The sequence below is a fragment of the uncultured Microbacterium sp. genome, assembly GCF_964244775.1.
In the GTDB taxonomy this organism is placed as follows: domain Bacteria; phylum Actinomycetota; class Actinomycetes; order Actinomycetales; family Microbacteriaceae; genus Microbacterium.
The window spans coordinates 221,933-247,702 of sequence record NZ_CAXTJR010000005.1 but is presented as its reverse complement, the minus strand read 5'-3'; the positions used below and the strand labels follow the sequence as shown (position 1 = coordinate 247,702).

Genomic DNA, 25,770 nt, shown 5'->3' with positions numbered 1-25,770 from the left:
CCCTGACTACGGTCTGATTACCCAGACCGCTGTTGACGACACGACCAATGTCGCGGGTGCGACCGCACCGTCGGTTACCGCATCGTTCACCTACCAGCACCCTTGGCTCGGACAGGCGACCGAGTCGACCGTGGATCCCGCCAACCTGGCATTGAAGACCACCGTTGCGTACGAACAGCCCGGCACGACAGGGTGGCTGCGGCGTACGTCTCGAACCCTCCCCGCCGGGACGACCTCGGGCGCGCCCGCGACGGCACAGACGACGACGGCCTACTACGGAGATCTCGAGACCGCGCCCGCCGTGTGTGGCATTCCTACGGGCACAAGACAGTTCGGGTTCATCAAATCAGCGACCGGGGCCACACCCGCCTCGGGCACGCCAGTTGTCACTGAGTATGTCTACGACGTGTGGGGTCGCACGGTGGGCACCAGAACTACCGGCGACACCGGATGGTCGTGCTCCACATATGATGCCCGCGGACGTATCGTTACCCAAACATCAGTCGGCGGTGCAGGGACTGCCACGACGACCACTACCACTACCTACACGGCGACAGCGACGGGGCTCAAGGTGACCTCCGCGAACGGCGCGGTGCCGGGGTCTCCCAACGGGTCCACGATCACCACGGAAACCGACCTCCTCGGACGGGTCACGGTCTACACCGACGCATGGAACACGCGCACCACAACCAGCTACGCAAACCTCACCGGACGCGTAACCGGGAGCACAACAGCGACGGCCGGGGGCACGACGCAAGCCATGGCGTACACCTACGATCTCGACGGCAAACTCGCGACCGTCAGCATCGCGGGCCAAACCGTTGCGACCGTCAGCTACGACGCGCAACAACAAATATCCGGAGTGACCTACCAAGGTGGAGCAACGCTCGGATCCATCACCCGAGACGCCGCGGGCCGCAGCACAGGGCAAACATGGGGCTTCCCCGGATCGGCATCGATCAGCGACACCGTCGCTCGCTCGCAATCCGGACGGATCGTGCAAGAGATCCTCGCCCGGGGCGCCACCAGCTACACCGCGACATACGGATACGACAGCGCCGGCCGACTCAGCTCTGCAGCCATTCCCGGGCACCAACTCACCTACCAGTTCGCTGCATCGGGCGGGTGCGGACCAAACACCGCAGCTGGAGCCTCCGGAAACCGCACTGGCCTCATCGACGCCTACACACCCGCCGGGTCGAGCACCACGACCACCACAACAACTCAGTATTGCTACGACTGGGCGGACCGCCTCCTCTCATCCACCGTCACGAACCCGCCGACGTCGGCCCCGGCCACACCGACCCCCTTGGCGGTCGACGGGCAAGCGTTCGCCGACACCGGCGTTGTCGGCACGACGCTGACCGCCAGCGGGCTCACCACGACCCAACCCGATGACACACTCGTCGCGTTCGTCTCAGCAGACGGTCCGAACACGGCCACCTCACAGACCGCGACGATATCCGGCGCAGGACTCACTTGGACGCTCGTGAAGCGGGCTAACACCCGGTTCGGCACCAGCGAAGTGTGGACCGCTGCCGCCCCATCCGCGCTCTCGAATGTCGGCGTTACCTCAACGCTGACGTCGGGTGGCTACCACCAGTCGATCACCGGTGTCGCGTTCCGCGGCGCATCCGGGGTGGGGGCATCGACCACAGCAAACGCAGCTAACGGCGCGGCGATCGCTTCACTCCAGACTACCGCCGCAGCCTCACTGGTCTACGGCGTTGGTAACGACTGGGACAGCGCAACGGCACGGACACTCGCCTCTGGCCAGACTCTCGTGCACGAGTACGGGCCATCGGTCGGCGACGATTTCTGGGTCCAGCGGCTCACCGCACCGGTAGCTACCGCAGGAACCACGGCGACAGTGGGAACGACAGCACCTACCAACGATCAGTGGAACATGGTCGCCGTCGAAATCAAACCCGCTGTCCCGCAAGGGGTCGGAGGGCCGATCCTGAACACGGTCGCAGACGGACTCGCACCCGCAGAGATCACCTACGACGTTGCAGGAAACACGACACGCCTGGCAGACATGCAGTTCACCTACAACGCGTCCCGCCAGCACATCGGAACCACTTACGATGACGGCTCGACTGTCGCCGTGATCCGTGATGCGGCTGGGCGCGTGGTGTCGCGCACGATCGATCCCGCTGGGCCTGCGGCCGCGAGTACTATCACGTATCTCTACGCGGGATCTTCTGACGTCGCCTGGGCGCAGAAGATCGGCTCGACCCTCGCCCGCACCACGGCGCTGCCGGGTGGTGTCACCCTCACCACCAAGGGAGCCACATCCACCTGGTCATACCCAAGCCTCCAAGGACACGCGCTAGCCACGGGGGCGGGAACATCCACTGGGGGTGTCCTTCTCACAGATCCATTCGGGCAACCACTCGACCCCACCACACTCGCGATCGGCACGTCTACGTCCGACAACGGCGGCACCGTCGAAGGAAACGTCGGCTGGCACCAAACCGCCCGTAAGATCGGTGAGACGGTCGGCTCGACCGCCATCGTCGAGATGGGCGCTCGTTTGTATGTCCCTGCCCTCGGCAGGTTCCTCCGGGTCGACCCTGTCGAGGGAGGCGTCGACAATGACTACGTCTGGCCCTCTGACCCCGTCGGAGGGGCTGATCTCAATGGGCTTGCTGCGTGTGCGTACGGCTCCTGCTCCCCGGATGGTTGCAGCGGAGGAAGCTGGAACAACTACTGTCAGCCCCACGCACCGCTTCCAGAGTGGGCACGCCAAGAGTCGCTAAAGTGGTTCGTAAGCGGTGCATTGGCTCCATTTGGCGGATTTGCGATCGGAGGGCTGACGAGAATGGTAGCGGCTCGAATGCCAGTCGCTGCGGTCAATGTTCTAGAACGCGCACCCATTATCGGGGCGCGGAGTCGGCTATTCGGAAATAATAGTCTCGGTGCCTCAAATCCGGGACTATTGAACAACAAACAGCTGACGGCACGTTTTGGGTGGGGCGTGAAGAGCGACAAAGTGACTGGAATCACGCAGGTTGTCGTCAGAAGCTATAACTCGGTCAACAAGGCTCATGTAGATTATATGATTGGTCGGAGGTTGAATTGACCGGTTCGGATGAGGAACTGATCGCGAGAGAAGTTGTGCAGTCACTTCGCCACTTGTTCCCAGAAGCTCGAATCGTTTCGAAGCGGATCAGCGCCCCAGGAGAGATATGGGCAGTCACTATTCAGCCCTATCGGACCGATCCGGAAGTAGTTGACATACTCATTGAGTATTTCGACCATGTGTCAAGAAGGGGCGCGAGCTTCGAAGAGGAAGGCTCGGAGATTGACCCAGGAAGCCGCGTCTCGTGGATCATAAGTCAGGTCAATGCTGCGATCGCAGAAATGCAAGAGTGACGGCGGCAATGGGGAGCAAGGCGAAGCAGCCGTCGCCACAATGAATCTTGCGGGCGTCCCGTTCAAGACTGCTCGCAAGCACGTCCGGCAGGCGCTCGCGAGTTCGGGGCTTCACGACAAGATCGAGGCCGTCGTCGCGCAGATAGTTCCAGTCGCTCCGGTCGCGGTCAAGCCCTGAAGTCGGAGCGAGCATAGACACGAACTCCTGATGACGGAGGGCGGGGCGGTTCAGGAGCGTTCGTCCGATGCCTATGCAACGATGAGGCATGGTCAGCATCCAAGTCTCCGCGGGCAAGAGCCTCCTCGAGGGGTACATGAAGACCCCGCCGGTCGGCCTCTGCGAACTGGTCTGGAATGCCTTCGACGAGGACGCCAAGCTCGTCACGATTAGCGTCGAACGTGGCCCACTGGGCGGCATAGAAGGCGTTCGGGTTGTCGACGACGGCAAAGGTATGAATCGTGAGCGTGCAGAGTCCGCGTTCTCTCATGTCGGTGACAGCTGGAAACTTGCGCCGGGCACGACCAGTGCGAACGGAAGACCGGTTCACGGCAAATACGGGCGCGGAAGATATGCGGCCTTTTCGATCGGTTCTCTGGTCCGTTGGGTATCCACGAGTAAGGCTACGGCTGGCGCACAACTCGCATCAATCGAAGTCAAGGGCTCCCGTTCACAGCTGGATCGTTTCGACATTGATGACCTCGACTTGGTGCAGTCAGAGACAGGTACAGCTGTCGAGATTCTCAGTGTCACATCTGAAGCCATCGCTGCCCTCGACGAGCCGAGCGGACTTCGTCAGCGGCTCCTCATGGAATTCGCTCTCCATCTGGACCGGCACCCAGATTTCCGTGTCGATTTCCTCGGTACCGATGTGGATCCTTCGAGCGTGATTGCGTCGCGAAAGACGATAGCTCTGGAATTGCCGGAAGGTGTCGCCGGACCAGCGACGCTGACGGTGATCGAGTGGAGTCTGACAAACGTCGAACGGCGACTCTACCTCTGCAAGCCCGGTGGGGCGATCGTTGGGGAGATGCCGCCCGGAATCCAGGCGATCGGCGCAGAGTTCACGGCGTACCTCGAATGGCCCGGGTTTCAGCATGACCAGCAACTGATCCTCGAAGGCGAGACGCAGACCCCGGCTGGCCAGGTAGTCAGCGCCGGCCGCGTAGCGCTTCGCGCTCAACTGACCGACAGTTCCCGACGGCGGGAGGCCGCTACTGTGAACCGCTGGAAAGCTGAAGGCGTGTACCCGTATCGAGGTGAGCCGAAGTCGCAAGTGGAGCGGGCGACCCGTGACGCGTTCAACGTCGTTGCGATGGCAGCATCGCGCACCGTGGACGAGTCGAGGACGCAAACCTCAAAGGCGCTCGCGCTAGGCCTGTTGAAGGAGACGTTTGAGAACGATCCCGAGGCGTTGTTGCCGATCCTCAAGCAGTTCTCGCAGCTACCGGCGGCGCGGATAGATGAACTGAAGGAAATCCTCGAACGCACGACCTTGACGCAGCTCATCGCGATGGGAAAGGAAGTTGGCAACCGTATCGACTTCATCAACGGTATCAACGCGCTGCTCTTCGACCGCCAGACCAAGAAGCGGCTTCTTGAACGTCGGCAATTGCACCGAATACTGGCTCACGAAACGTGGTTGTTCGGCGAAGAGTGGTCGCTGACTGGTGACGACGAACGGCTGACCCAGGTGCTGAAAAAGTACCTGAACAAGCTTGGGCTCGATGTCGAGCTTGCGGGTGACACGCCTGTCCTCCGAGAAGATGGTTCTGACGCGATTCCAGACCTTGTTCTGGGGCGACACTTGGAAACTCGCGAAAACCATTTCTCTCACCTGGTCATTGAGCTTAAGCGCCCGAGTCACAAGCTCAACGATGATGATGTGTCGCAGTTGCGTAGCTATGCCAGCGCAATCACCAACGATGAGCGCTTCGACCAGCCCAACACGTCATGGGAATTTTGGCTCATCGGTAATGAGGCAACGGACACTGTGAACGAGGCGCGAGATCAAGAAGGCCGCCCGTACGGAGTGGTGCAGACCAGTAAGAAGTACCAGTTGATCGTTCGCACTTGGGCGGAGGTGATTGGAGATGCAGACCACCGTTTGAAGTTTGTCCAGCGCTCACTTCAGTACGAGTCCAATCGGGACGCCGGCCTGGCTTCGATGCGAGATCGGTACGCAGAGTTTCTTCCGAAGGCAACCTTCGAGGAGGTCGACGGCGCGAGCGATGAGCATGTGGTCCCGACCGATGAAGAAGTTGTGTGACGAGCGCGATCACCATCTCACCACTGTCGCCGAGGTGCTTTCGCTAACGCTCGCGGCGAAACTCCGTTGGCGGATTCGGTCGGGGTCGCAGGTTCATGCGCTCCGCGCAGCAACCGATGCGCGGTGCAGAGACTAAGTCGAGCAGCTGAGCGACCGGCTTCCGGTTAGGAGTAGGTACCTCCTCGGGGACGCAGCCGGACCTCTTTTTTAGGGAGCCGCTGGCGAACGTTGTTATAACTGGTGTTGAGACCGGCGGCAATCGCGGCGATGGAGTCACCAGCTTCGTACCGCTCGACAGCAAATTGGACCTGCTCGTCGGTGAGTGTCCGGCGGCGGAGCGCGACACCTTCCTCTCGAAGCATCGCCAGGATCCCGGTTTTCGACAGGCCATACTCCTCGCAGAGGGCTGGTGTCATCGAGCCAGAGTCGTACTTCGTCACGATCTCGCGGATGAGCTCCGGCTCGAGTCGTCGTCGGAGCCGACGTGAAGGCACTGTGTAAGCTCCGTCGGACGAGCCTGATTTTATCGCTAGATCAGCCATTTTCTTGAGATCATCGAGCCGTGGTGGCAGGAGGTCCGATTTATTCGAGTGGCCGCGTACTGTGCCTACCAAAGAAGAAGCCCGTAGGGCCGGGATCGCGGCGGGGTCCGGGATGGCTCGCCGCTGTTATTGATAGCATCAATGCGTGACCACTAGCATGCGCGAATCTGAAACGGCCGCTGCGCAACTGACTCTCGAAGCCCCGATCGAGCCCTCCTCGGCGTCACTGATCGGGAAGCGGATCCGGGCGTTGCGTCGCGCACAGTCCCTCACTCTCGTACAGGTCGCCGAGCAATCGGGTCTCTCGCAACCCTTTCTGAGTCAGGTCGAAACGGGCCGCGCCCGGCCAAGCTTCGCCTCAGTCGATCGCATCGCACGCGCGCTCGGGACGACGCAAGTCGAGCTGTTCGCCGCGCTGGCCGGTACCGCGACATCGCGAACCTCCGGCGATCAGTCGGAACAGCAGTCGCTCGGACCCTCGGGGCCATTCGCAGAGGGCAGCGTGAACGTTCTGGCGCCGCGGGCGAACTCGTTCACCGCGGTGGAATTCACGGCCGACAATCGCGGGTTCGGGGAGTACTTCGTTCACGACGAGGAAGAGTTCGTGTACGTCCTCGCAGGACTCGTCGACGTCGATCTGGGCAGCAGAATCGATCGGCGCCAGACAGGGGAGTCGTTCCTGTGTTCAGCACGGGTGCCGCATCGCTGGCGGTCTGCCGACGGCTCCGGCTACCGCGTGCTCGTCATCAAAGAGAAGTTCGCCCGCAGCGCGCAAGGCGGCACGGTGAGGTCGACCGAGGGTTCGGTCTGATGATCGCTCACCGGGTGCTCTCGTGAAGATCGCGCCAGCCGAGATCGACACCGTTGTGGAGTCTCGGTCGCTCGTGGCGGAAGACGCATTGCGCCTCGACCTCGTCCGTGCCGACGGCGGAGTATTCCCGACGTGGGATCCTGGTGCGCACATCGATGTGCTTCTGCCGTCGGGAATCGAGCGCCAGTACTCGCTGTGCGGGTCACCGGAACAGCAGCGTACGTGGACGATCGTTGTACTGCGAGAGCCGTCCGGTCGCGGCGGGTCGTTGTGGTTGCACGAGCAGGTCGAGCTGGGCACCGCGCTCCGCGTTCGCGGGCCGTCGAACCACTTCGCCCTGGACTCGGCGCTTCGGTATCGGCTCATCGCGGGAGGAATCGGCATCACGGCGATTCTGCCGATGATCCGTTCGCTCGAGTCACGGGGTGCGGCCTGGGAACTCGACTACGCGGCACGTTCGGCGCACCGCATGGCGTTTCGGGACGAAGTGCGGGCCCTCGGTGGCGAGCGGGCCAGAATGCACGTCACCGCAGAGGGCGCCCGGCTCGACCTCGACGCCCTTCGCCCCGAGCCTGGCGAACTCGTCTACGCCTGCGGTCCTGCTCGGCTGCTCGATGCCCTGACCGAGCGCTCGGCCGACTGGGAGCCCGGATCGCTGCGCATCGAGCGCTTCGAAGCCGTTCGCTCTACCGAGCCCGTACAGAATCAGCCGATCACCGTCGACCTCGTGCTGGCCGGGCAGACGATCGATGTCGGCGCACAGGAGAGCATCCTCGATGCGGTCGAGCGCGAGGGGATCTTCGTCCTGTCATCCTGCCGGGAAGGCACGTGCGGCACCTGCGAGACCGTGGTCGTCGGCGGCACGGTCGAGCACCGCGATTCGATCCTCACCGAGGCCGAGCGACGCGCGAACGATCGCATGATGATCTGCGTATCGCGAGCGTCCTCGTCGCATCTGGCCCTAGAGCTCTAGGCGGCCCGAACCCTCAGCCCGGCAGGACTTCTACGGTCCATCTCTTCGCGCCGCGGGTGTAGTAGGCGCGGCGGCTGGCGGCGGTGGCCGATCCCTCCCAGAACACGATCGAGTTGGGCACGAGCTCGTAGCCGGCCCACGTCGGCGGCGGTGAGAGGAGAGGATGCTGCGCGTCGAACGCCGACCACGAGCTCTCGCGTTCACTGCGAGACGCGCCGGCGAAGCTCGGCGTGTTCAGCCAGGCGAGCAGCTGCAGATAGCGGGATCGCCGCGCGTAGGCGAGTCGATCTTCCTCGGTGGTGACGCGCAGCACCACTCCCCGCAGCACCACTTGACGCGCGAGTTCTGGCCAGAAGAGCACCAGGGCAGCGAGCGGGCGTTCGTCGAGTTCCCGCGCTTTCGTACTGGTGGAATCCACGTGAAAGGCCGCTCGTCCCTCCGTGAATGACGAGAGCAGCACCGTCCGGGCGTTCGGCCCACCATCGGCGTGCACCGTCGCGAGGGTTGCCACCGGCCGGGCCGGGTCATCGTCGCTCGGCAGCCATGAGCTCAACAGGGCGATCGGATCGAGCGGGATCCGGTCGCTTTGGATCGAGCGCTCCACCGAGCCATCCGGGCTCGTTCCGATGCCTGCAACGCTCATGCGCTCTCCCTCCGTGGCTGATGGCCCGTTGCGCCGTCCAACTTCAGGAATCGCGAGAGGTCAGCCGCGATCGCATGCTCGTCGGCAGACACGAGGCGGTAGTCCTTCACCACGATTCGCCCGTCGACGATGACGTGTCGGGGTCGGCGGCCGGGGTTTGCCCACAGGAGTCCCGCGATCGGATCGGCCACTCCCGCATCGGCGACGCCTGACACATCCCAGATGGCCAGATCCGCCCGCGAACCCTGCGCTAGGGAGCCCAACTCAGGCCGGCCGAGGCCGAGTGCGCTCCCGCGGGTGGCTGCGTCCAGGGCGGCTCGTGCAGGCACCTGCTCACCCACGAGGGCGGAGACCTGCATGGCAAGCCGTGCGTCGGCCAGCAGGTGGCCGGCATCGTTGCTGCCGCCTCCGCTGGTGCCCAGTCCTACGCGGATGCCGGCGCCCAGCATCCGTCTCATAGGAGCGATGCCCCATCCCATCGCGACATCGCAGCCGGGCGCGTGGGTCGCGGCTACCTGGCGCTCGGCGAGAAGGGCGATCTCAGCATCCGTCACGTCGCAGAGGTGCGCGAGAGTGACATCCGGTGCGAGCCACCCCCAGCGATCGAGCAACTCGATGGGCCGGGCGCCGTAGCGCGCCGCGGACCGCTCGACGTCGATGACCTCATTCGCCTGCGTCCGGCGTCGCAGCCCTCGGCGTGCAGCGACCTCACCGACGCGGCGGAAAGTCTCTTCGCCATCACTGTGGACGCCTGCCGGGCCTGCGGCGACTTGGATCATGCCGTCGCCGCTCAGGCCGCCGAAATCCGGTGCCAGCGCATCGGCGATCGCGTCGACGCTGTCGGCGACGGCCTCGGCCGGATCACCGGCGGAACCGCGCACGAAGACGAGACGGATGCCGAGCTCTCGCGCGGCGCTCTCGGTGGCGCGCGCCAACTCGACGCCATCAGTGTCGGCAGGCCAGGTGAGGTGATGGTCGGCGACCGTCGTGACCCCGGACAGGAGAGATTCAGCGATGGCTGCGCGCGCCGCCAGCCGCACCGCGCTCGCGGTGATCCCCACCTCGGCGTAGGCCTTCCCCATTTCAGGAAGCCACTGCGACATCGGCACCCCGCGCGTGGCCGGAATCGTGCGGAACGCCGTCTGGAACATATGATGGTGCGCGTTCACGAGTCCGGGCGTGATCACGCACCCGCTCGCGTCGAGGTTGGTCCACTCGGCGGCGGCGTCCGAGGGGCCGACGGGATACCCGTCGGTCAGCACCCCGTCGCGGATGAGGATCTCGGCAGGGCCGTTCGAAAGATCGCGATAGTCCCAGGACGAGCGGGCGCCCGACACCCGCAACATCGCATCCACAGCTGGCCCTTCCGTCGCAGTGCATCGACCCTATCAATATTGATGGAGTCAATAGTACAATCGACGCATGACTGGACCAACGGCAGACTTCTCGCCCCTCGCCGCCGAGCTCGGCCGGCTCCTGGGCGACCGAGGTGTGAGCATCGACCTCGAGACCCGCCAGCGTGCATCTGTAGACGGATGCCGCATGTCGCCGATCCTCGCTGCGAAGCTGCCGCTCGGCCTTGCGGATCTGGTCGCCTACCCGTCTACGGCCGAGCAGATCGGTGCGGTAGTAGCCGCGGCCGCTCGACACGGGGTTGCCGTCACCCCGCGCGGTAAGGGCACGGGCAACTACGGGCAGGGCATTCCGCTGCACGACGGACTGGTGCTGGACACCAGCCGCGCACGCACGATCGTCGAGGTCGGCGAGGGCTACATCACAGCGGATGCGGGTGCGGTGATCGCACAGCTGGAGAACGCGGCCTGGGCGGCGGGGCAGCAGCTGCTCCTCTATCCCTCCACCGCGCAGAGCACGATCGGCGGATTCCTCTCGGGGGGATCCGGTGGCACGGGCTCGATCTCACACGGCACGATCAGCGGCGGTCCGTTCGTGGTGTCGCTCGATGTCGCGCACGCCACCGGCGACCCGCAATTGGTGCACGTCACCGGCGCGGACGCCCAGTCCTACCTGCACAACTTCGGCACCGCGGGCGTGATCGCCCGGGTGACCGTGGCCCTCGAGCCGCTGCAGCCGTGGCGAGCCGTGTACGCGAGTTTCCCCACCTTCGCCGCTGCGTCCGGTGTCGTCCGCGAGCTGGGGAGCCTCAGCCCTACGCCCCGACTCGTCTCGGCCGACCCCGCCGAACTGGCCGAAGCACTGCCGGCGGATGCCGCTGTGCCCGCGGGCCGGGCGAGCGTGCGCGCGATCCTCGACGAGTCCGCGGTCGATCGCGCGGCCCAGATCGTGGCGCAGCGCGGCGGCACGATCGAGGACGTCCGTGAAGGCGCTCAGGCGATCATGAAGATGAGCATGATTTCTTACAACCACCCGATCGAATGGCTCCAGCGCGCACACCCTTCGACGTATTTCCATGTCGAGGTCGGCGGCGACGAACTGATCGATCGCTTGGAGGACGTGACGGCCGTCTATCCCGGGTCGCTCCTGCATCTCGAGGCGCAACGCGGCCGCCCGGTAGGGATGCTGGCGGGCCTCTACGAAGACGAACGCACTGTGCTGGCAGGATTCACCGCCCTGGAAGAGCTCGGTCTCAGCACGCACAACCCGCATCAATGGACCGTGGATGTCGCGGTCGAGCGCACCCGGGCGCTCAAGGCCGTCACCGACCCGCACTCGCTGCTGAACCCGGGAAAGCTCCCGCCTGAGCGGGATGCGTCGAAAGAAAGCAATCCGCTGATGTCCACCGGACAGGCCTCATGATGCGCCGGCTCGAGGACGTGCCCGGTCCGGCACTGGAGGACGTGCTCACCGACGAGTCCGTCCTGGTGATGGCTACCGGAGCGATCGAGCACCACGGACCCCACCTGCCCCTGGCGACGGACTCCATCATGGCTGTGGCCGTGGCAGAAGCGGCCGTTTCGCGGGCGGTGGAGCGAGGCGTCGATGCGTGGCTGCTGCCGGCGCTCCGCTACGGCAGTTCGGTCGAGCACACGTGGGCGCCGGGGACACTGTCACTGTCGAATGCGACGGTCCTTGCCATTCTTGGCGATCTCGGCCAGGGGATCGCCCGCACGCGAGCGAGAAAGCTCGTCTTTCTGAACGGTCACGGGGGCAACGTCGCGGTATTGCAGATCGCTCTGCGCGATCTGCGTCGCCGGTTCGGCCTGCAGACCTTCTTCACCGCGTTCGACGTGCCGCCCGGCGACGGCATCGAAGGGCCGGACGAGAGCGGCATGGCGATCCACGGCGGGCACAGTGAGACCTCGCTCATGCTGCACCTGCGTCCGGACTTGGTCGATCTTTCCCGCGCACAACGGCATGTGCCCGACCAGCTGCGCTCGTTCGAACGCATCGGCTTCGCGCGGACGCCGGTCACCCTGGGCTGGGTGAGCAACGACTTCGACGATTCCGGCGTCATCGGCGACCCCACCGGCGCGAACGCCGAGTGGGGCGCTGCGCTGTTCGAGCGCGCCGTCGAGGGCGGTGCGCTCTCGCTCGCCGAGATCGCGCGGTTCGCGTACCGCGCCGACACCGACTCGAGGATGCCAGCATGACCTGGAGCGACTATCAGGGCGAGATCTACCGCCGGGGGCGCGAAGACGGCACGCTCCCGCTGTGGGCCTGCAACATGCTCGAACTGGAGCAGCGGGCCATCGACACACTGGATTCCGCAGCACGCGGCTACATCGCCGCGAGCGCGGGCAACGGGCGTACCGCACGCGCGAATCGAGATGCGTTCGAAGACTGGGCGATCACGCCGCGGATGCTGCGTGGCGTGAGTGCTCCCGACACGTCCACGGTCATCCACGGGAGGTCGCTGCCCGCGCCCCTCGCTCTGGCGCCGGTGGGCGTGCAGAGCCTCGCGCATCCGGACGCGGAGCAGGCAACCGCTCGGGCAGCGCAGTCGACCGGCATCCCCTACAGTCACTCACTTGCCGCGACCGTCTCGTTCGAAGAGATTGCGCTAGCCGCTCCCGCGTCCACGCGGTGGGCGCAGTTGTACTGGATACGCGATCCCGAGACCGTGTCCAGCTTTTTGGCGCGTGCCGCATCGGCAGGGTTCGACACGCTCATCCTCACGGTCGACACGCCCGTGCTCGGATGGCGGCCCACCGACCTCGACCGCGCGTTCCTGCCTTTCGCTGAGGGCATCGGCATCGCCAATTACACGAGCGACGCCGGCTACATGTCGCGCGCGCGTGCCACGATCACCACCGAAGGTGCCGACATCGCCCCCCGGTACTGGGAACGCGTCTTCCCGCACGCCTCCCTCGATTGGGCGGAAGCGGCGACCCTGCGCTCGATGTGGGACGGCACGCTGCTGATCAAGGGCATCCAGCATCCCGACGATGCGCAGCGCGGGCTGGACGTGGGCTTCGACGGCATCATCGTCTCCAACCACGGCGGACGACAGATCGACTCGGCGATCGGCTCACTCCGCGCCCTTCCAGCGATCCGGACCGCCGTCGGCCCCGATGTGCCCATCCTGTTCGACAGCGGACTGCGCACGGGTGTCGACCTCTTCACCGCGATCGCGCTGGGAGCGAATGCGGGGATGCTGGGCCGTGCGTTCCTCTACGGTCTGGCCTTGGGGGGTGAGGAGGGCGTGGAGCACGTCATCCGCTCTGTCATGTCGGAGTTCGAACTGACGATGATGCTCGCCGGAGCGCATACCGTCGCCGACATCACCCCCGAACTGCTCTCGCGCGTGGACCCTGGGCCCCACGGGGGGAGGGAGCGGCGAGAGTGAACCCGACGATCGCCGCTCCCATCCGGGCCGTGCTCGGGGCCCGGCTTGCCGATGGCACAGTCGTAGACATCGAGCTGGCCGGCGGCGAAATCGCATCCATCGCGCCGGCGTCGGGTCGGCGACCCGTCGACGCCCTTGAGCTCGAAATGCCCGGATGCGTCGTGCTCCAGGCTCCCGCCGAGCCGCACGCGCACCTCGACAAGGCGGGATCGGCAGCGCTCGCTGCCGCCCCCGGTCGCGGACTGGAGGGTGCGGTGCGTTCCTGGCTGGAAATCGCAGCAACCTCGACGGTCGATGACTTCGCCGAGCGTGCCCGCGCCCAGCTCACTCGGTACCTTCGGGCCGGCACGACGGCCGTCCGCTCGCACGTCGACATCCTCTCGGGGCCGGAACCGCTCCGCGGCGTCGAGGCGCTCGTGCGCGTACGAGAAGAGTTCCGCGGGCTCATCGACCTGCAGCTCGTGGCTCTGCCCGAACAGTCGATTGCGCTCGAGCACATCGAGCGCGCGCTCGACCTCGGGGTGGATCTCGTCGGCGGTGCACCCCATCGTGCACCGCAGCCGGCCGAGGACCTGGATCGTCTGATCGACCTCGCAGAGCGGCGCGGCATCGGCGTCGACCTGCACACCGACGAGGGTCTTGACGGTGAGGTGACTCTGCTGCATTTCGCGCGCCGGGTGCGTGACTGGCCGGCTGATCGCCTGCGCGCGGCAGGTCATTGCGTGCGGCTCGGCACATTGCCCGCGACCGACCGCGACCATGTGATCGAGGCAGCGGCAGAAGCCGGGATCGCAGTGATCGCTCTGCCGCAGACCAATCTCTTTCTGCAGGGCTGGGATGCCCCGGTCTCGACCCCGCGGGGAATCACCGCCGTGCGCGCGTTGCTGATGGCCGGTGCGATCGTGGCGGGCGGGGGCGATAACGTCCAGGACCCGTTCAATCCCATGGGTCGAAGCGATGCGCTGGAGACGGCATCACTGCTGGTCAGCGCTGCGCATCTGTCGGTGGAGGAGGCCTATCACGCGGTCTCGGCCGGGGCCCGGCGCACCATGGGCCTTGCAAGCGACGGCATCCAGGTCGGGGCACCCGCCGAGCTGCTCATCGTTCGCGGAAACTCACTCGCCGACGCGGTTGCCCGTGGGTCGGAGCACCGCGCCGTGATCCACGATGGGCGCCTCGTCGCCAAGACCGAGGTCACCTCCTCGATCGCCGCGTCCTCAGCCTGAGACCAGCTCGGCGGACTAGCGCGAGGTCAGCGCGGGCAGCAACGCCAGCTTGTCGGCGTCGGTGAGCGGCTCGGGGGTTCCGTTCATGACCAGACTTTCGAAGCCTTTCTCCATCGCGCCGGAGTCGTTGGCCATGATCGTGACCGTGTAGAGGCGGTCGACGTCGGAGGCGTTCTGGATGTGGTGGACCGACCCTTCGGGGAGGACGAGCACGTCACCCGCGTGCAGATCGACGGTATGGTCATCGCTTGTTGCCCGGGCGGTGCCGTTGAGCACGATGAAGATCTCCACCGAATCGGGGTGCGAGTTGTCGGGCTGGCGGCCCAGCGGCTCCCAGATCTCGAAGAACACGCTGGTGGGCGAACCGTCCGAGGGCCCGGTCAGGTGGGTCAGCTTCACCGTGTCTTCTGCCGATATGCGGTAGGTCGTGAGGTCGTTGATGTTTTTGACGATCGGAGCGGCGGTCATTTGTCTCCCTGATTGTTGAGGTCGTGCATGGTGGCGCGTGGGGTGATCGATGTGGTGATGTCGCCGGCTGTCGCGGTGAACCCGAAGCACTGCCTGACGTTGTAGAGCGTCGCGTCGAGGCAGTACCCCGGCGACGTGGTGGCACTGGCGTCCTCGACGAACACGACGTCGTAGCCGAGGCACGCGGCGTCGGCGAGAGTGGCGTACACGCACTGATCGGCGTTGACGCCGGCGAACAGGAGCGTCTCGATGCGCCCCTGACGCAGAATGCTGTCCAGCTCGGTATCGAAGAAGCCGCTCATCCGATATTTGGCGACGTGGGTGTCTTCCGGCGCCACGTGCAGCTCGTCGACGATCTGAGCGCCCCAGCTTCCCTCGGTGAGCACCGCGTCGCTGAGAGCCACGGACGCGCCGATTCCGCCCCCGCGCCCGAAAGGATCGTAGACATGCGAAACGCCCGGCGGGAGGTTTCGTCGGTCCGGACGATTTCCCCAATTGAGCCAGATGACCGGCACCGCCCGCGACCGGAGCGCATCGGCGAGATCCGCGATCGGGCGGACCGCGGCGGCGAGCGGCGTGACGTCGACACCCTGCGCGTGCAGCCACCCACCTTCGGTGCAGAAATCGTTCTGCATGTCGACGATGATCAACGCGGTGGTCGTGAGATCTATCGTCAGTGATTGCGGTCGTGCCGCGAACGTCGCTGCGCCCTTGTTGCTGGTTTTCGTCCCGCTGAGGTCGACGTGCGTGTCGGTCAGTCGCCACGTGCGCTGGGTCGAGGTGGGATCAACGGCCACCGGTGACTCCCAGCGTCGGGAATGCGAACCGCTGCACTTCGCCGATGAGTTCCGCCAGGTTCGCGGCCTGAGATTCGACGATCGACTGGCCGTCCTGAAGGTTCGCGGCGGTCGGGTCTCCGAACACGCCCGACAGCGAGAGGTCATCGGTCACCCACGCCGTCGGCGCGACGCCTTCCAGCGACAGATGGGCGGAGTCGGCGTAGAGCTGCTCCACGACGTCGCCGTCGCGCACGGCTGCGGACATGTCGACCATCTCCGGGGCCAGCGCCCACACGACAGACGTCTCGATCTGACCGCCATGGATGCCGTAGGACGTGTCCACCTGCGAGATTCCCTCCGGCAGCGGAAACTGCGACGGCATGACGCAGAAGACCTGCATGCCCGTCTCGACTCGGATGTCGCGGGCGACGAGTTCGAGCAGCCCTGGTTGCCCGCCGTGGCCGTTCACGAACAGCAGCTTCGTGAAACCGCTGGCCGCGAGCGAACGCCCCAGGTCCATACACACCGCGATGAGCGTGCTCGCCGACATGCTCACCGTGCCCGCGCGGCCCAAGTGCTCGTTCGACTTCCCGTATGCGAGCGTCGGGAGCTGCCAGGCATTGTCGGTGATCGAGAGTCTGCGCATCGCCAACGCCGTGATGCGCTCGGCGGTCAGCGCGTCGGTGATGACCGGAAGATGAGGACCGTGCTGCTCGAACGCTCCGATGGGCTGAACGAGCACCGCCGTGCGCTTGTCGATGCGCTGGATCGCGGTCGTCGAAAGCGCACCGAGGTATCGCTCGTGGTGGAACCGATTGGAGTCATCCATGAATATAATACTATCAATAGGATGCTACGGATCGATCGCGCGGACGCTCCCGACGGTCATCCGACCTGCCACCCTCCGTCGATGATCAGATGCTGGCCCGTCATATACGCGCTGGCATCTGACGAGAGATACACGAAGGCTCGTGCTACTTCGTCCGCGGTGCCGAGCCTGCCGAGGGGGATCCGAGCTTCGAAGAGGCGACGCTCCTCGGCCGCGGTCGTCCCGGCTTCCACCGACCGGGCCTGGAAGAGGTCATCGAGCATCGCGGTGTCGATCTGGCCCGGGCATACGCAGTTCACTCGAATGCCCTGCCCCGCCAGATCGGCCGCCATACTCTGCGCCAATCCGATGACTCCGAACTTTGATGCCGAGTACGCAGCATTGCCGCGCCCGCCGCGGACGCCGAAGAGCGAAGACGAGAACGTGATCGTCCCCGATCGCCCTTGCCTGGCCAGTCGTCGTCCGAAGACGCTTGCCGTCGTGAACGCACCGGTGAGGTTGACCCGCAATGCGAGGTCCCACTGTCTGCGAGTGAGCTCGAGCGACGGTCCAAGCGCGAGAACGCCCGCGTTCACGACGATCGCGTCGCAGAGTCCGAACGCATCCGAGACGCGGTCCGCAGCATCCTCGACCGCCGCCTCGTCCGCGACATCCATCGCCACGGCGAACACGTCCGCGCCGGTAGCCTCAGCCAACTCGCCTGCGTAATCGGTTGTCGCCGCCTCGCTCAGGTCGGCCACCACCACGCGCGCTCCTTCTTCGGCGAAGCGACGAGAGATGGCGCGGCCGAGGGCACCCACGGCGCCCGTCACGAGCGCAGTGCGTCCCGTGAGCACACCGGCGTTCACCGGTGTCCTCCATCGGGATGCCGGATGATGGCCGCGATGACCGGGTCGTGACCCGGTACCACGCGAGCGCCGGCACGGGAGAACTCACGCAGTCGTGCAGCGGACGCTACCGACTGATCCCGCGCGGCCGCGGTGTCGGGCGTGGACGACCCGCACGGCACCGCGTCGAGGAGGTTCTGCCCGAGATCGGCTGCGTCGGCGCAGAAGATCCACAGGCCGCTGTGGGCGAGCCGCACCGCGAACGACAGGTGGCCAGGAGTGTGTCCCGGGGTGGCGAGAACAGCGACGCCGGGAGCGATCTCGGTGTCGGCGTCGACGAGTCTCCAGTCGGTGGCGGGGTCGGTCCAATCCGGCGGGTGAAATCCCTCGGGCTCAGAGACCGCGCCGGAGCGGGCGAAGGCCAGTTCGTCTGCGCCGATCACGACGGGTACGCCTGCCGAGGTGAGTGTCGGGATGCCACCGGAGTGGTCGACGTGCAGATGCGATACCGCGGCCAGTGCGAGATCCGAGCAGGTCAATCCCACGCTCGCGAGGCCGGTGATCAACGGCTCGCCCTCGAGAATCCACGACCACCCAGGTGAAGCGGGTGGCGTCGGACCGAGATGCCATGGCGTGGTGTCGAGGGCGCGGCCGTCTGGCGCGGCACCGTACGTGTAGGCGATCCGTTCGGACTCGAACGCGGCGCGCGACATCCCGGTATCCAGTAGGACCCAGCCGACGTCGGTCTCAACGACGACGGCCAGCAACGGCTCCCAGTAGTTGCCTGGCCCGGCCCCGGGGACGGAGAGCGTCTTGCCTACCCGCTCCGCCCCCAGTTGAAGAACGAAAAGGCGTCGAGCCACCCCGACCGGCATCGAAGCGTGTCCGGTCATGATCGAACCGTGCTCGTTGGCGGGTGGCCGACCTGCCGCTCGTAATTGACCGGATCTGTAGCCCCCTCCGTATTGACGAGGAGGACGACGGAGTCGGCATCCAGGTTCAGAGCGCTGCGATCGTCCGTGTCGGCGGTGGCCAAGAAACCGGCCAGTCCCGCGCTTCCTGACTCGCCCGAGACGACGCCGTTCTCTGCGAGCAGGCGCATCGCGAGATGTGCGTAGTCGTCGTCGACGCTGACGTAGGCGTCCGCGCCGCCGTAGACGACCGGCCACGCCAGGGCTGAGGGGAGCCCGCAGTTCAGGCCCGCCATGGTGGATCGATGCGGACCAGGTGCTTCGGTGATGAAACCCGCCTGGGCCGAGCGCATCAGGCAGTTCGCCTCGGTCGGCTCGACGATGACGACGAACGGGCGGTGGGCACTCTGCTCCCGGTAGTGCGCGATTCCCGCGGCGGCGAAGGATCCGACCCCGGATTGGAGGGCGAGGTGCGTAGGGCGCGCGCCGAGCGCATCATCGATCTCACGGAACATCGTGGAGTACCCCTGGATGACGTCGGTGGGCGTGCGGGTGTATCCGGGCCAGGAAGTGTCCGACACGATCAGCGTGTCGTCGTCCGCTTCCTCGGCGGATACTCGGATGGCATCGTCGTAGCTGCCGGGGACGACGGTCACGGTCGCGCCCTCCGCCTCGATGTCGACGATTCGCGATGCGGCGGTTCCTTCCGGCATGAAGATGTCGCACGCGAGGCCGAGCAGAGCAGCCATCCGAGCGACGCCGCGCCCGTGATTCCCGTCCGTTGCCGCAACGAGGCGGCGCCGCGGACCGCTGCTGAGTGCGAGCCGCAACGCCTCAGTGCGCAGCGGCACGTCGTCGGCCATCCATTCACGGTGCACTGCTCGTGCCGTCGCCCACGATGCGCCGAGCATCTTGAACGCCGGCAGCCCCAGGCGCTCTGACTCGTCCTTGATGATCACCTCGGCGACCCGCAGACGCTCTGCGATCGACGGGAGCCGCAGCAGCGGCGTCGTCCGGTACCCCGGCAGCGTGCGGTGGAATTCTCGCGGGTCTCCAGGCTCGGTTGCAGGCAGGCGTGCGGCGGGCCTTCCACCGCGGGGGATGACGAGTTGATGATTCACGGGCGGTGCTCCTCGGGATGGGGCCGTTCACACGGCGGTATATCCGCCGTCGACGACGATCGATTGGCCGGTCACGTACGCGGAGGCGGACGAGGCGAGAAAGAGGACGGTCCCCACGACGTCTTCCGGAGAACCCTGGCGGCGGAGCGGGATGCTCGACGTCAGCCGGCGTTCTGCGGCATCCGCGTTTGTCTGGTGATTCCAGAATGTGTCGTTGAACGCGGTCGTGATCCATCCGGGCAGGACGGCGTTCGCCGTCACACCGGCCGGTCCCCACTCGTCGGCCAGCGCGCGCACCAGGCCCAGCAGCCCGGATTTTGTCGCATGGTAGGCGGGCATGCCGGCGTGGCCGCGTAGTGCGCCGGTGGAACTGGTCACAACGAATCTTCCCGCGGCTGACCTGCGCAGGGCTCCGTCGGCGGCGACCGCTGCCAAGAACGGCCCGCGCAGGTTCACGGCCACGGAGCGGTCCCAGTCGTTCACCGTCCACTCGGACAAGGGTGCCGCGTGCAGCACCCCTGCGTTGTAGAAAACGAGATCGATCCTTCCCGAGCCCACATCGGATGCTGCGGCCACGGCACGGGGGCAGGCATCCGGATCGGCGAGGTCGACCTGAATCGCAAAACCGCGACCGACGGCGGGTTCGGAGACGAGGTCGGTGGCTGCGCGGAGATTCTGGTCCGCCAGCACGACGTCGTCGCCCCGCTCTCGCAGGGCGCGCACGACGGCTGCGCCGATACCACTCGACCCGCCGAGTACGAGAGCCGTGCTCATGGCTCCGTGCGCAGGCCCGCGCCGTGCGCAGCCGCGATGGCGCACGCCTCATCCGATGCGCTCGCCGCGCCCGACACGCCGAGACCGCCGATCAGGTGACCATCCCAGTACAGGGGAACACCGCCCGCGAAGACCACCGCGCGGCCCCCGAGGGAGCCTGCGAGGCCCCAATCCGCCTCCCCGGGTCGGCTGGAGGAGGCCCATCGGCTCGTCGGTGCGCCGAAAGCGACGGCGGTGAAGGCCTTGTCGGCCGCGAGCGAGATCGCGCCGAGTTGAGCGCCATCTCTCCTCGTGCTCGCGACGGGGTTGCCTCCACGATCCACGACGCACGCGGCGAGGGCGAGTCCGGCCTCCTGACAGTGCGCGCGGAAGCTCTCGAGCACCGCCACCGCGAGACGCTCGGTAATGTCGGGTACCGTCCCGATCGCCGGCGGCACCGCATTCGCGTGTTCAGTCATGATCCTCCAAATAATGTATAAACTATACACATGAGCGGAGGTGCAACGATAGACGGAGGGCGATCGGCGCGACAACGCCTGACCGGAGCGGCCGGGGAGGTCATCCGCGGTCGCGGGGGCGCGGCAGCCACAGCCCATCCCGCGGCGACTCGCGCCGCCCTCGACATCCTCGTCGCCGGGGGATCGGCGGTGGACGCTGCCATCGCGGCACAAGCGGTGATTGCGACCGTGATGCCGGAGGCTGCCGGACTCGGCGGCGACCTGCTGGTGCTCGTCCATCGACCCGGTCACGGTGTGGTTGCGGTCAACGGCGTCGGGCGTTCCCCCTCGGTCGCTCCGGCTCGGTGGACGTCGGACGGCGGTGCATCGGTGACTGTGCCCGGTCTGGTGGACGGGTGGATGACGCTCCACGCGCAGGGGGGGCGCCTTTCCCTCGGTGCGTGCCTCGCCCCCGCCATCCGGCTTGCAGCCGGTGCCCCACTCGACGCGTCGGTGGTCGCGGCAGTCGGCGCGCAACGCCGGCGGTTGGATCGCTACGGCGGGTCGTCGTGGTCCCTGATGAGCACCGCCGCCGGTCAGGTCTGGAGACAACCGGAACTGGCCTCCCTCCTCACCGATATCGCTTCGGAAGGGAGAGCCGCCTTCTACCAGGGCGCGGCTGCGGGAGCGATCGAGGCGGCGGTAGCCCGCCATGGGGGTTCGCTCTCGGCGGCCGACCTCGCAGCGCACCGAACCGGTACGCCCGAACCCATCGGGATCGCGTGGGATCGCGGCATCCTCTTCGTCCAGCCCCCACCCGCGCAGGGGGTGCTCCTCGCGATGGCGGCCGCGTGGCTCGAGCAGCACGGCCGACCGAACGGCGTGCACCTCGATCACCTCCTTGTCGAGTTGACCGACGCCGCGTTCGCGCACCGCTCGACCGTGGTCACCCGCGGCGCGGATCTGCTGACAGAGATGCTCGCACCGAACCTCGACCGCGCGTCGCGACGTGGTGGGGCGCGGGCGTACCTGCACACCGCAGGGGTCGCGGTCGCGGACGCGGACGGCACCGTGGTCTCCTCGTTGGTCAGCGTGTTCGACGATTTCGGATCAGCCGTCTACGTCCCGGATCTCGGGATCGTGCTGGGCAATCGCGCGGCGGGATTCACATCGGGCGACAATGCTCCCGCTCCGGCGCGCTTTCCGGTGCACACGCTCGCACCAGCGCTGATCGAGCACGCCGACGGTGCCGTGACTGCCCTCGCCACGCCGGGGGCGGATGGCCAGGTGCAGACCCTGCTTCAGCTGCTCGCGGCGCGACGGTACGACCGCGCGGGTTGGCAGGAGGCGCTGACCCGCCCGCGATGGCGCACCGAGGATGGCAGGCTTCTCGTGGAGAAGGGGCACGCCGCCGCCGACGAGTTCACCGCTCGCAGTCACGATGTTCTCACGCGCCCTCATGGCGACCCCATCTTCGGGGCGGTCGTGATTGCGGGCACCGACGCCGGTGGACCGTTCGCCGCCGCCGATCCACGCCGTGGGGTTCAATCCGGAGGACTGTCATGATCGATCCCCACGTCGCCGCCACCATCGCGCACGAGGCAGAAGCCGAACGCGATTCACTCGTCACGCTCTCTGGGCAACTCGTCGCGGCACCGAGTGTCAACCCTCCCGGTGACACCCGACAGGTAGCTGCCGTGGTCGTCGCATTCCTCCGCGAACGCGGCATCGCAGCATCCGAGGATGCACTCGATCCCACGATGCCGTCCGTCTTGGCAACGCTCGATTCCGGCAGGCCGGGGCCGCATCTCGTGCTCAACGTGCACCTCGACACGATGCCGCCCGGTGACGAGACGGCGTGGACGCATCCGGTCTGGGAGATGACGCGCCAGGACGGCCGCTTGCAGGGTCTCGGCATGGGAAACATGAAAGGGGCCGTTGCAGCGATGGCGCATGCTCTCGTGCTTCTGGATTCGCACCGCGGCGACTGGAGTGGACGCATCACCTTCACGGCCGTCAGCGACGAGGTGGTGTTCGGCGACCACGGTGCGGCTCATCTGCTTGCTACTCGACCCGAACTCGTCGCCGACGGGCTGCTGTGCGGCGAGGGTCCCGGTTACCGCCGACTCGCCATCGGCGAGAAGGGAGTGCTGTGGCTCGCTCTGGATGCTGTCGGCGAGGCCGGTCACTCGTCATCCGTCCAGCGCGGTCGCTCGGCGACCGCGCGGCTTGCCGCGGCGGTGGTGGCTATCGACTCGTTGACGGGAGCACGTGGTCAGCTCGAGGGCGCTCTCGCTGAGACCGTCGTCGCCGATCCCGAGACGGCGCTGAGCCTCACGGTTAACGTCGGAACCATGTCCGCCGGCACATTCATCGGCCAGGTGGCCACGGCAGGGCGCGCCGAAGTAGACCTCCGTCTGCCGCCCGGAATCACCGCCGACCGCGCGCAAGCCCTTGTCGAACAAGCGGTGGCCGATGCGGTTCCTGACGGCACCGTTCGGGTGAGCCGTCTCAAGGGCTGGGACGCCAATGTCACCAGCCCGGAAAGCCCGCTCACGAAAGCCTGGACATGCGCATGGGAAGGGCTCAGCGCTGGGCAGATCCGCGCCGCGCCGATCGAATACGCCATCCGCCTGCCGGCGAGCGACGCGAGCCGCTGGCGCGCGCTCGGTGTTCCCGCCCTCTGTTACGGCCCGCAGCCCACGCTCTCGGCGGGCGTCGACGACTACGCGGAAGAGGATGAAGTGGTGCGCTGCACTGCGCTGTATGCACTCACCGCGCTCGCATTCTTGGGAAACGGCCGGTCCGCACGGGAGAATGGGTGACGTGACACTCTCCACCGCTGCCGCCCCGGGAAATCCTCTCGGCGGCGGTTCGCTGCCGACGCAGATCCACGAGTTGCTCGAAGAGGCGATCATCGCGGGCGATCTCGCTCCGGGAAGCCGACTGCGCGCGGATGAGATCGCCGCTCACTACGGAGTCAGTCGGATACCCGTCCGCGAAGCGTTCAGCGCGCTCGCCGAGGCCGGCTGGGTCGATTCCCGCCCGCGGTACGGCGTGTACGTGCGCGGTCGGTCGCGCGACGAATTGGCGGAGCTTTTCGAGGCTCGCGCCGGGTTGGAGCAGGAGATCGCTCGTCTGGCCGCCTCACGGCGCAGTGATGCCGACCTCGCGCGGATGGACGGTGTGGTCGAACGAAGCCGGCGCGCCGTCGAGGCCCGCAACACGAGCGGCCTGACGGATGCTGCGATCGAGTTCAACGCAGCCCTGCGAGATGCCGGGAAAAATGCCGTACTGACCGGGCTTTCGCTGAACTTGGAGAAGCGCGCGCGATTCTATTTCTCTCCGGTGGCTGACCTGCTCGGCGAGGAGTGGATCACGGGGCAGGAGCGTCTGCTCGGGCTGTTGCGGGCCGGCGACGAGAACGGCTCAGCCGCGTCCGCACGGCGCCATATCGAGGAGACCGGGCGCGCTGTCGCTGGACTGCTCGATTCCGCCGCCTTCACCAGCTGACCGGCTCAGACGGTCGCGGTGTACGTGCGAGCGGCGTCGCGGCGCACTGCGCGCGTATGGAAATCAGCCCACGCGATGCGGCGAGTGAGCCACCAGTAGGCCGTGACCATTCGCGGCCAGTTCTGCGTGTTGCGGCCGGTGGCGGTCGTGAACCAGTTCACGCATCCCGTGACCCAGACGCTCTTGGATGACCTCTTCTGCATGTCAGCGCTGAACGATGCGCTCGCGGATGCGGTCACTTCCATCGTGAACGGCCCACGTCGCCGCCACGCCTGCACCACGCGAGCAAGGTACGACGCCTGCCATTCGAGCATGACGAGCACCGAGTTCCACGCGGGGTTCGTATTGGGCCCGTACATGAGGAAGAAGTTCGGGAAGTTCGGCACTGCCATCCCGAGGTAGGCATCCGGGCCGGCCTCCCACGCGCGAGACAGAGCCAGCCCGTCTCTTCCCCGGATGTCGACGCTCTCCAGGAACGCGTGCGTCCGAAATCCCGTGCCGTAGACGACGACGTCAGCGGCGATCTCGACGCCGCCCTCGGTCGTCACACTGTGTGTGCTGAGATGGTCGACGCGGTCATCCAGCAGCTCGACGTTCGGTCGCTGCAGGGTGGAATACCACTCGTTCGAGACGAGGATGCGCTTGCAGCCGTATCTGTCGTCGGGCATCACCTTTGATCGCAGCACCGGGTCGGGGATCCACCGCTCCAGGTCTCTGCGGAAACGGCGTTCGGCGGGCGCGGCGAGCGCAGGCCACCGGATCAGCCGCGGGGTACGCAGCTCTTTCGAGAGATAGCTCTGCCACCGACGCAGACGCGCGCCGACCCTGCTCTGCGGCCCGTCGTACGGGTGATCGCCCTTTTCCAGGATGTAGCCGGGCGAGCGCTGAATGACGGTCACTCGGCGTGCCGTGGCGGCGATGGCCGGCACGATCTGGATGACGCTGGCTCCGGTGCCGACGACGACGACGTCGCGGTCGGTGATGTCGACCTCATGATCCCACCGCGCGGAGTGGAAGCTCGCGCCCTCAAAGGCATCTGCGCCGGGCACGTTCGGCAGGTTCGGCGTGCTCATCTGACCCGTGGCGGCGATGAGGATGTCTACGCTCTCGCGCAGACCTGAGGCGAACTCGAGCGACCACTCACCCTCGTCTTCGTGCCACTGCGCCGCGACGAGTTCTTGATCGAAGCGGATCAAAGGACGAAGGCCCAGCGCATCGACGGTGTGCTCGATGTATTGCTGAATCTCTTCCTGGGGGGCGAACCTGCGTGACCAGTCGTGCTTCGGTGCGAACGAGTACGAGTAGAGGAAAGAGGGGACATCGCACGCCGATCCGGGGTAGTGGTTCTCCCTCCACACCCCCCCGACGCGATCCGCCCGTTCGAACACGGTGACGTCCGCGCCCGCGCTTTTCAGCCGATACGCGGCTGCGATACCGCCGAACCCCGACCCGATGACCGCGACGCGTGGCGAAGTGGGTGCCATGACTTCTCCCTACTCTTTTGCA

Annotated in this window: 24 protein-coding genes; 11 read left to right on the top strand and 13 right to left on the bottom strand. The window is 66.3% G+C overall.

Annotation, left to right across the window (positions count from 1 at the left end):
• Positions 1–571: 571 nt before the first annotated feature.
• Positions 572–3,085, top strand: coding sequence for a hypothetical protein (locus ACFE6Z_RS11260; RefSeq protein ID WP_375385782.1), 2,514 nt, complete (start codon positions 572–574; stop codon positions 3,083–3,085).
• Positions 3,086–3,346: 261 nt separating this feature from the next.
• On the opposite strand, the gene ACFE6Z_RS11255 is transcribed toward ACFE6Z_RS11260, so the two are convergent.
• On the bottom strand, positions 3,347–3,655 hold the full coding sequence (locus tag ACFE6Z_RS11255; RefSeq protein ID WP_375385781.1) for a hypothetical protein: 309 nt from the start codon (positions 3,653–3,655) through the stop codon (positions 3,347–3,349).
• Between ACFE6Z_RS11255 and ACFE6Z_RS11250 the strand changes: the two genes are divergently transcribed.
• Positions 3,645–5,645, top strand: coding sequence for an ATP-binding protein (locus tag ACFE6Z_RS11250; RefSeq protein WP_375385780.1), 2,001 nt, complete (start codon positions 3,645–3,647; stop codon positions 5,643–5,645). The two genes, ACFE6Z_RS11255 and ACFE6Z_RS11250, sit on opposite strands and share 11 nt — an antisense overlap.
• 164 nt (positions 5,646–5,809) lie before the next feature.
• Here the strand turns inward: ACFE6Z_RS11250 and ACFE6Z_RS11245 are convergent, their stop codons facing one another.
• The gene (locus tag ACFE6Z_RS11245) at positions 5,810–6,085 is read right to left on the bottom strand and encodes a helix-turn-helix domain-containing protein (RefSeq protein ID WP_375385779.1); all 276 of its coding nucleotides are present in this window, start codon (positions 6,083–6,085) and stop codon (positions 5,810–5,812) included.
• A gap of 247 nt (positions 6,086–6,332) precedes the next feature.
• Between ACFE6Z_RS11245 and ACFE6Z_RS11240 the strand changes: the two genes are divergently transcribed.
• Both ACFE6Z_RS11240 and ACFE6Z_RS11235 read left to right on the top strand, forming a co-directional pair.
• Positions 6,333–6,998, top strand: coding sequence for a helix-turn-helix domain-containing protein (locus ACFE6Z_RS11240; protein WP_375385778.1), 666 nt, complete (start codon positions 6,333–6,335; stop codon positions 6,996–6,998).
• Positions 6,999–7,020: 22 nt separating this feature from the next.
• Positions 7,021–7,971: a PDR/VanB family oxidoreductase gene (locus tag ACFE6Z_RS11235; RefSeq protein WP_375385777.1), complete on the top strand. Its 951-nt coding sequence runs from the start codon at positions 7,021–7,023 to the stop codon at positions 7,969–7,971.
• 13 nt (positions 7,972–7,984) lie between these two features.
• Here the strand turns inward: ACFE6Z_RS11235 and ACFE6Z_RS11230 are convergent, their stop codons facing one another.
• Positions 7,985–8,614 (bottom strand): pyridoxamine 5'-phosphate oxidase family protein, encoded by a 630-nt coding sequence (locus tag ACFE6Z_RS11230; protein WP_375385776.1) that lies wholly within the window; start codon positions 8,612–8,614, stop codon positions 7,985–7,987.
• Complete coding sequence (locus ACFE6Z_RS11225; protein WP_375385791.1) at positions 8,611–9,960, bottom strand: amidohydrolase family protein; 1,350 nt, start codon at positions 9,958–9,960, stop codon at positions 8,611–8,613. Before ACFE6Z_RS11225 ends, ACFE6Z_RS11230 begins: the two co-directional genes overlap by 4 nt.
• Positions 9,961–10,036: 76 nt before the next feature.
• On the opposite strand from ACFE6Z_RS11225, the gene ACFE6Z_RS11220 reads away from it, so the two are divergent.
• The 4 genes from ACFE6Z_RS11220 to ACFE6Z_RS11205 are packed head-to-tail and all read left to right on the top strand — an operon-like array spanning position 10,037 to position 14,605.
• Positions 10,037–11,389, top strand: coding sequence for an FAD-binding oxidoreductase (locus ACFE6Z_RS11220; protein WP_375385775.1), 1,353 nt, complete (start codon positions 10,037–10,039; stop codon positions 11,387–11,389).
• Positions 11,389–12,183, top strand: coding sequence for a creatininase family protein (locus ACFE6Z_RS11215; protein ID WP_375385774.1), 795 nt, complete (start codon positions 11,389–11,391; stop codon positions 12,181–12,183). The genes ACFE6Z_RS11220 and ACFE6Z_RS11215 overlap by 1 nt, the downstream gene beginning before the upstream one ends.
• The gene (locus tag ACFE6Z_RS11210) at positions 12,180–13,379 is read left to right on the top strand and encodes an alpha-hydroxy-acid oxidizing protein (protein ID WP_375385773.1); all 1,200 of its coding nucleotides are present in this window, start codon (positions 12,180–12,182) and stop codon (positions 13,377–13,379) included. Before ACFE6Z_RS11215 ends, ACFE6Z_RS11210 begins: the two co-directional genes overlap by 4 nt.
• On the top strand, positions 13,376–14,605 hold the full coding sequence (locus tag ACFE6Z_RS11205) for an amidohydrolase family protein (RefSeq protein WP_375385772.1): 1,230 nt from the start codon (positions 13,376–13,378) through the stop codon (positions 14,603–14,605). The genes ACFE6Z_RS11210 and ACFE6Z_RS11205 overlap by 4 nt, the downstream gene beginning before the upstream one ends.
• Before the next feature lie 15 nt (positions 14,606–14,620).
• Here the strand turns inward: ACFE6Z_RS11205 and ACFE6Z_RS11200 are convergent, their stop codons facing one another.
• The 8 genes from ACFE6Z_RS11200 to ACFE6Z_RS11165 are packed head-to-tail and all read right to left on the bottom strand — an operon-like array spanning position 14,621 to position 20,772.
• Positions 14,621–15,073, bottom strand: coding sequence for a cupin domain-containing protein (locus ACFE6Z_RS11200; RefSeq protein WP_375385771.1), 453 nt, complete (start codon positions 15,071–15,073; stop codon positions 14,621–14,623).
• Positions 15,070–15,870, bottom strand: a complete 801-nt coding sequence (locus tag ACFE6Z_RS11195) for a cysteine hydrolase family protein (protein ID WP_375385770.1) — start codon at positions 15,868–15,870, stop codon at positions 15,070–15,072. Before ACFE6Z_RS11195 ends, ACFE6Z_RS11200 begins: the two co-directional genes overlap by 4 nt.
• Positions 15,860–16,681: a creatininase family protein gene (locus tag ACFE6Z_RS11190; RefSeq protein WP_375385769.1), complete on the bottom strand. Its 822-nt coding sequence runs from the start codon at positions 16,679–16,681 to the stop codon at positions 15,860–15,862. The genes ACFE6Z_RS11195 and ACFE6Z_RS11190 overlap by 11 nt, the downstream gene beginning before the upstream one ends.
• Positions 16,682–16,737: 56 nt before the next feature.
• A complete protein-coding gene (locus ACFE6Z_RS11185; protein WP_375385768.1) occupies positions 16,738–17,529 on the bottom strand; it encodes an SDR family NAD(P)-dependent oxidoreductase in 792 nt (263 codons plus the stop codon).
• Positions 17,526–18,401, bottom strand: coding sequence for an N-acyl homoserine lactonase family protein (locus tag ACFE6Z_RS11180; protein WP_375385767.1), 876 nt, complete (start codon positions 18,399–18,401; stop codon positions 17,526–17,528). The genes ACFE6Z_RS11185 and ACFE6Z_RS11180 overlap by 4 nt, the downstream gene beginning before the upstream one ends.
• A complete protein-coding gene (locus ACFE6Z_RS11175) occupies positions 18,398–19,540 on the bottom strand; it encodes a diaminopropionate ammonia-lyase (RefSeq protein WP_375385766.1) in 1,143 nt (380 codons plus the stop codon). The genes ACFE6Z_RS11180 and ACFE6Z_RS11175 overlap by 4 nt, the downstream gene beginning before the upstream one ends.
• 27 nt (positions 19,541–19,567) lie before the next feature.
• The gene (locus tag ACFE6Z_RS11170) at positions 19,568–20,314 is read right to left on the bottom strand and encodes an SDR family NAD(P)-dependent oxidoreductase (protein WP_375385765.1); all 747 of its coding nucleotides are present in this window, start codon (positions 20,312–20,314) and stop codon (positions 19,568–19,570) included.
• The gene (locus ACFE6Z_RS11165; protein ID WP_375385764.1) at positions 20,311–20,772 is read right to left on the bottom strand and encodes a heme-binding protein; all 462 of its coding nucleotides are present in this window, start codon (positions 20,770–20,772) and stop codon (positions 20,311–20,313) included. Before ACFE6Z_RS11165 ends, ACFE6Z_RS11170 begins: the two co-directional genes overlap by 4 nt.
• A gap of 30 nt (positions 20,773–20,802) precedes the next feature.
• On the opposite strand from ACFE6Z_RS11165, the gene ACFE6Z_RS11160 reads away from it, so the two are divergent.
• The 3 genes from ACFE6Z_RS11160 to ACFE6Z_RS11150 are packed head-to-tail and all read left to right on the top strand — an operon-like array spanning position 20,803 to position 24,264.
• Entirely contained in the window at positions 20,803–22,317 is a 1,515-nt protein-coding gene (locus ACFE6Z_RS11160) for a gamma-glutamyltransferase (RefSeq protein WP_375385763.1), read from the top strand.
• Positions 22,314–23,576, top strand: a complete 1,263-nt coding sequence (locus ACFE6Z_RS11155) for a M20 family metallopeptidase (RefSeq protein WP_375385762.1) — start codon at positions 22,314–22,316, stop codon at positions 23,574–23,576. Before ACFE6Z_RS11160 ends, ACFE6Z_RS11155 begins: the two co-directional genes overlap by 4 nt.
• 1 nt (position 23,577) lies before the next feature.
• A complete protein-coding gene (locus ACFE6Z_RS11150) occupies positions 23,578–24,264 on the top strand; it encodes a GntR family transcriptional regulator (RefSeq protein ID WP_375385761.1) in 687 nt (228 codons plus the stop codon).
• Between the two features lie 5 nt (positions 24,265–24,269).
• Here the strand turns inward: ACFE6Z_RS11150 and ACFE6Z_RS11145 are convergent, their stop codons facing one another.
• On the bottom strand, positions 24,270–25,748 hold the full coding sequence (locus tag ACFE6Z_RS11145; RefSeq protein ID WP_375385760.1) for a flavin-containing monooxygenase: 1,479 nt from the start codon (positions 25,746–25,748) through the stop codon (positions 24,270–24,272).
• Positions 25,749–25,770: the final 22 nt, after the last annotated feature.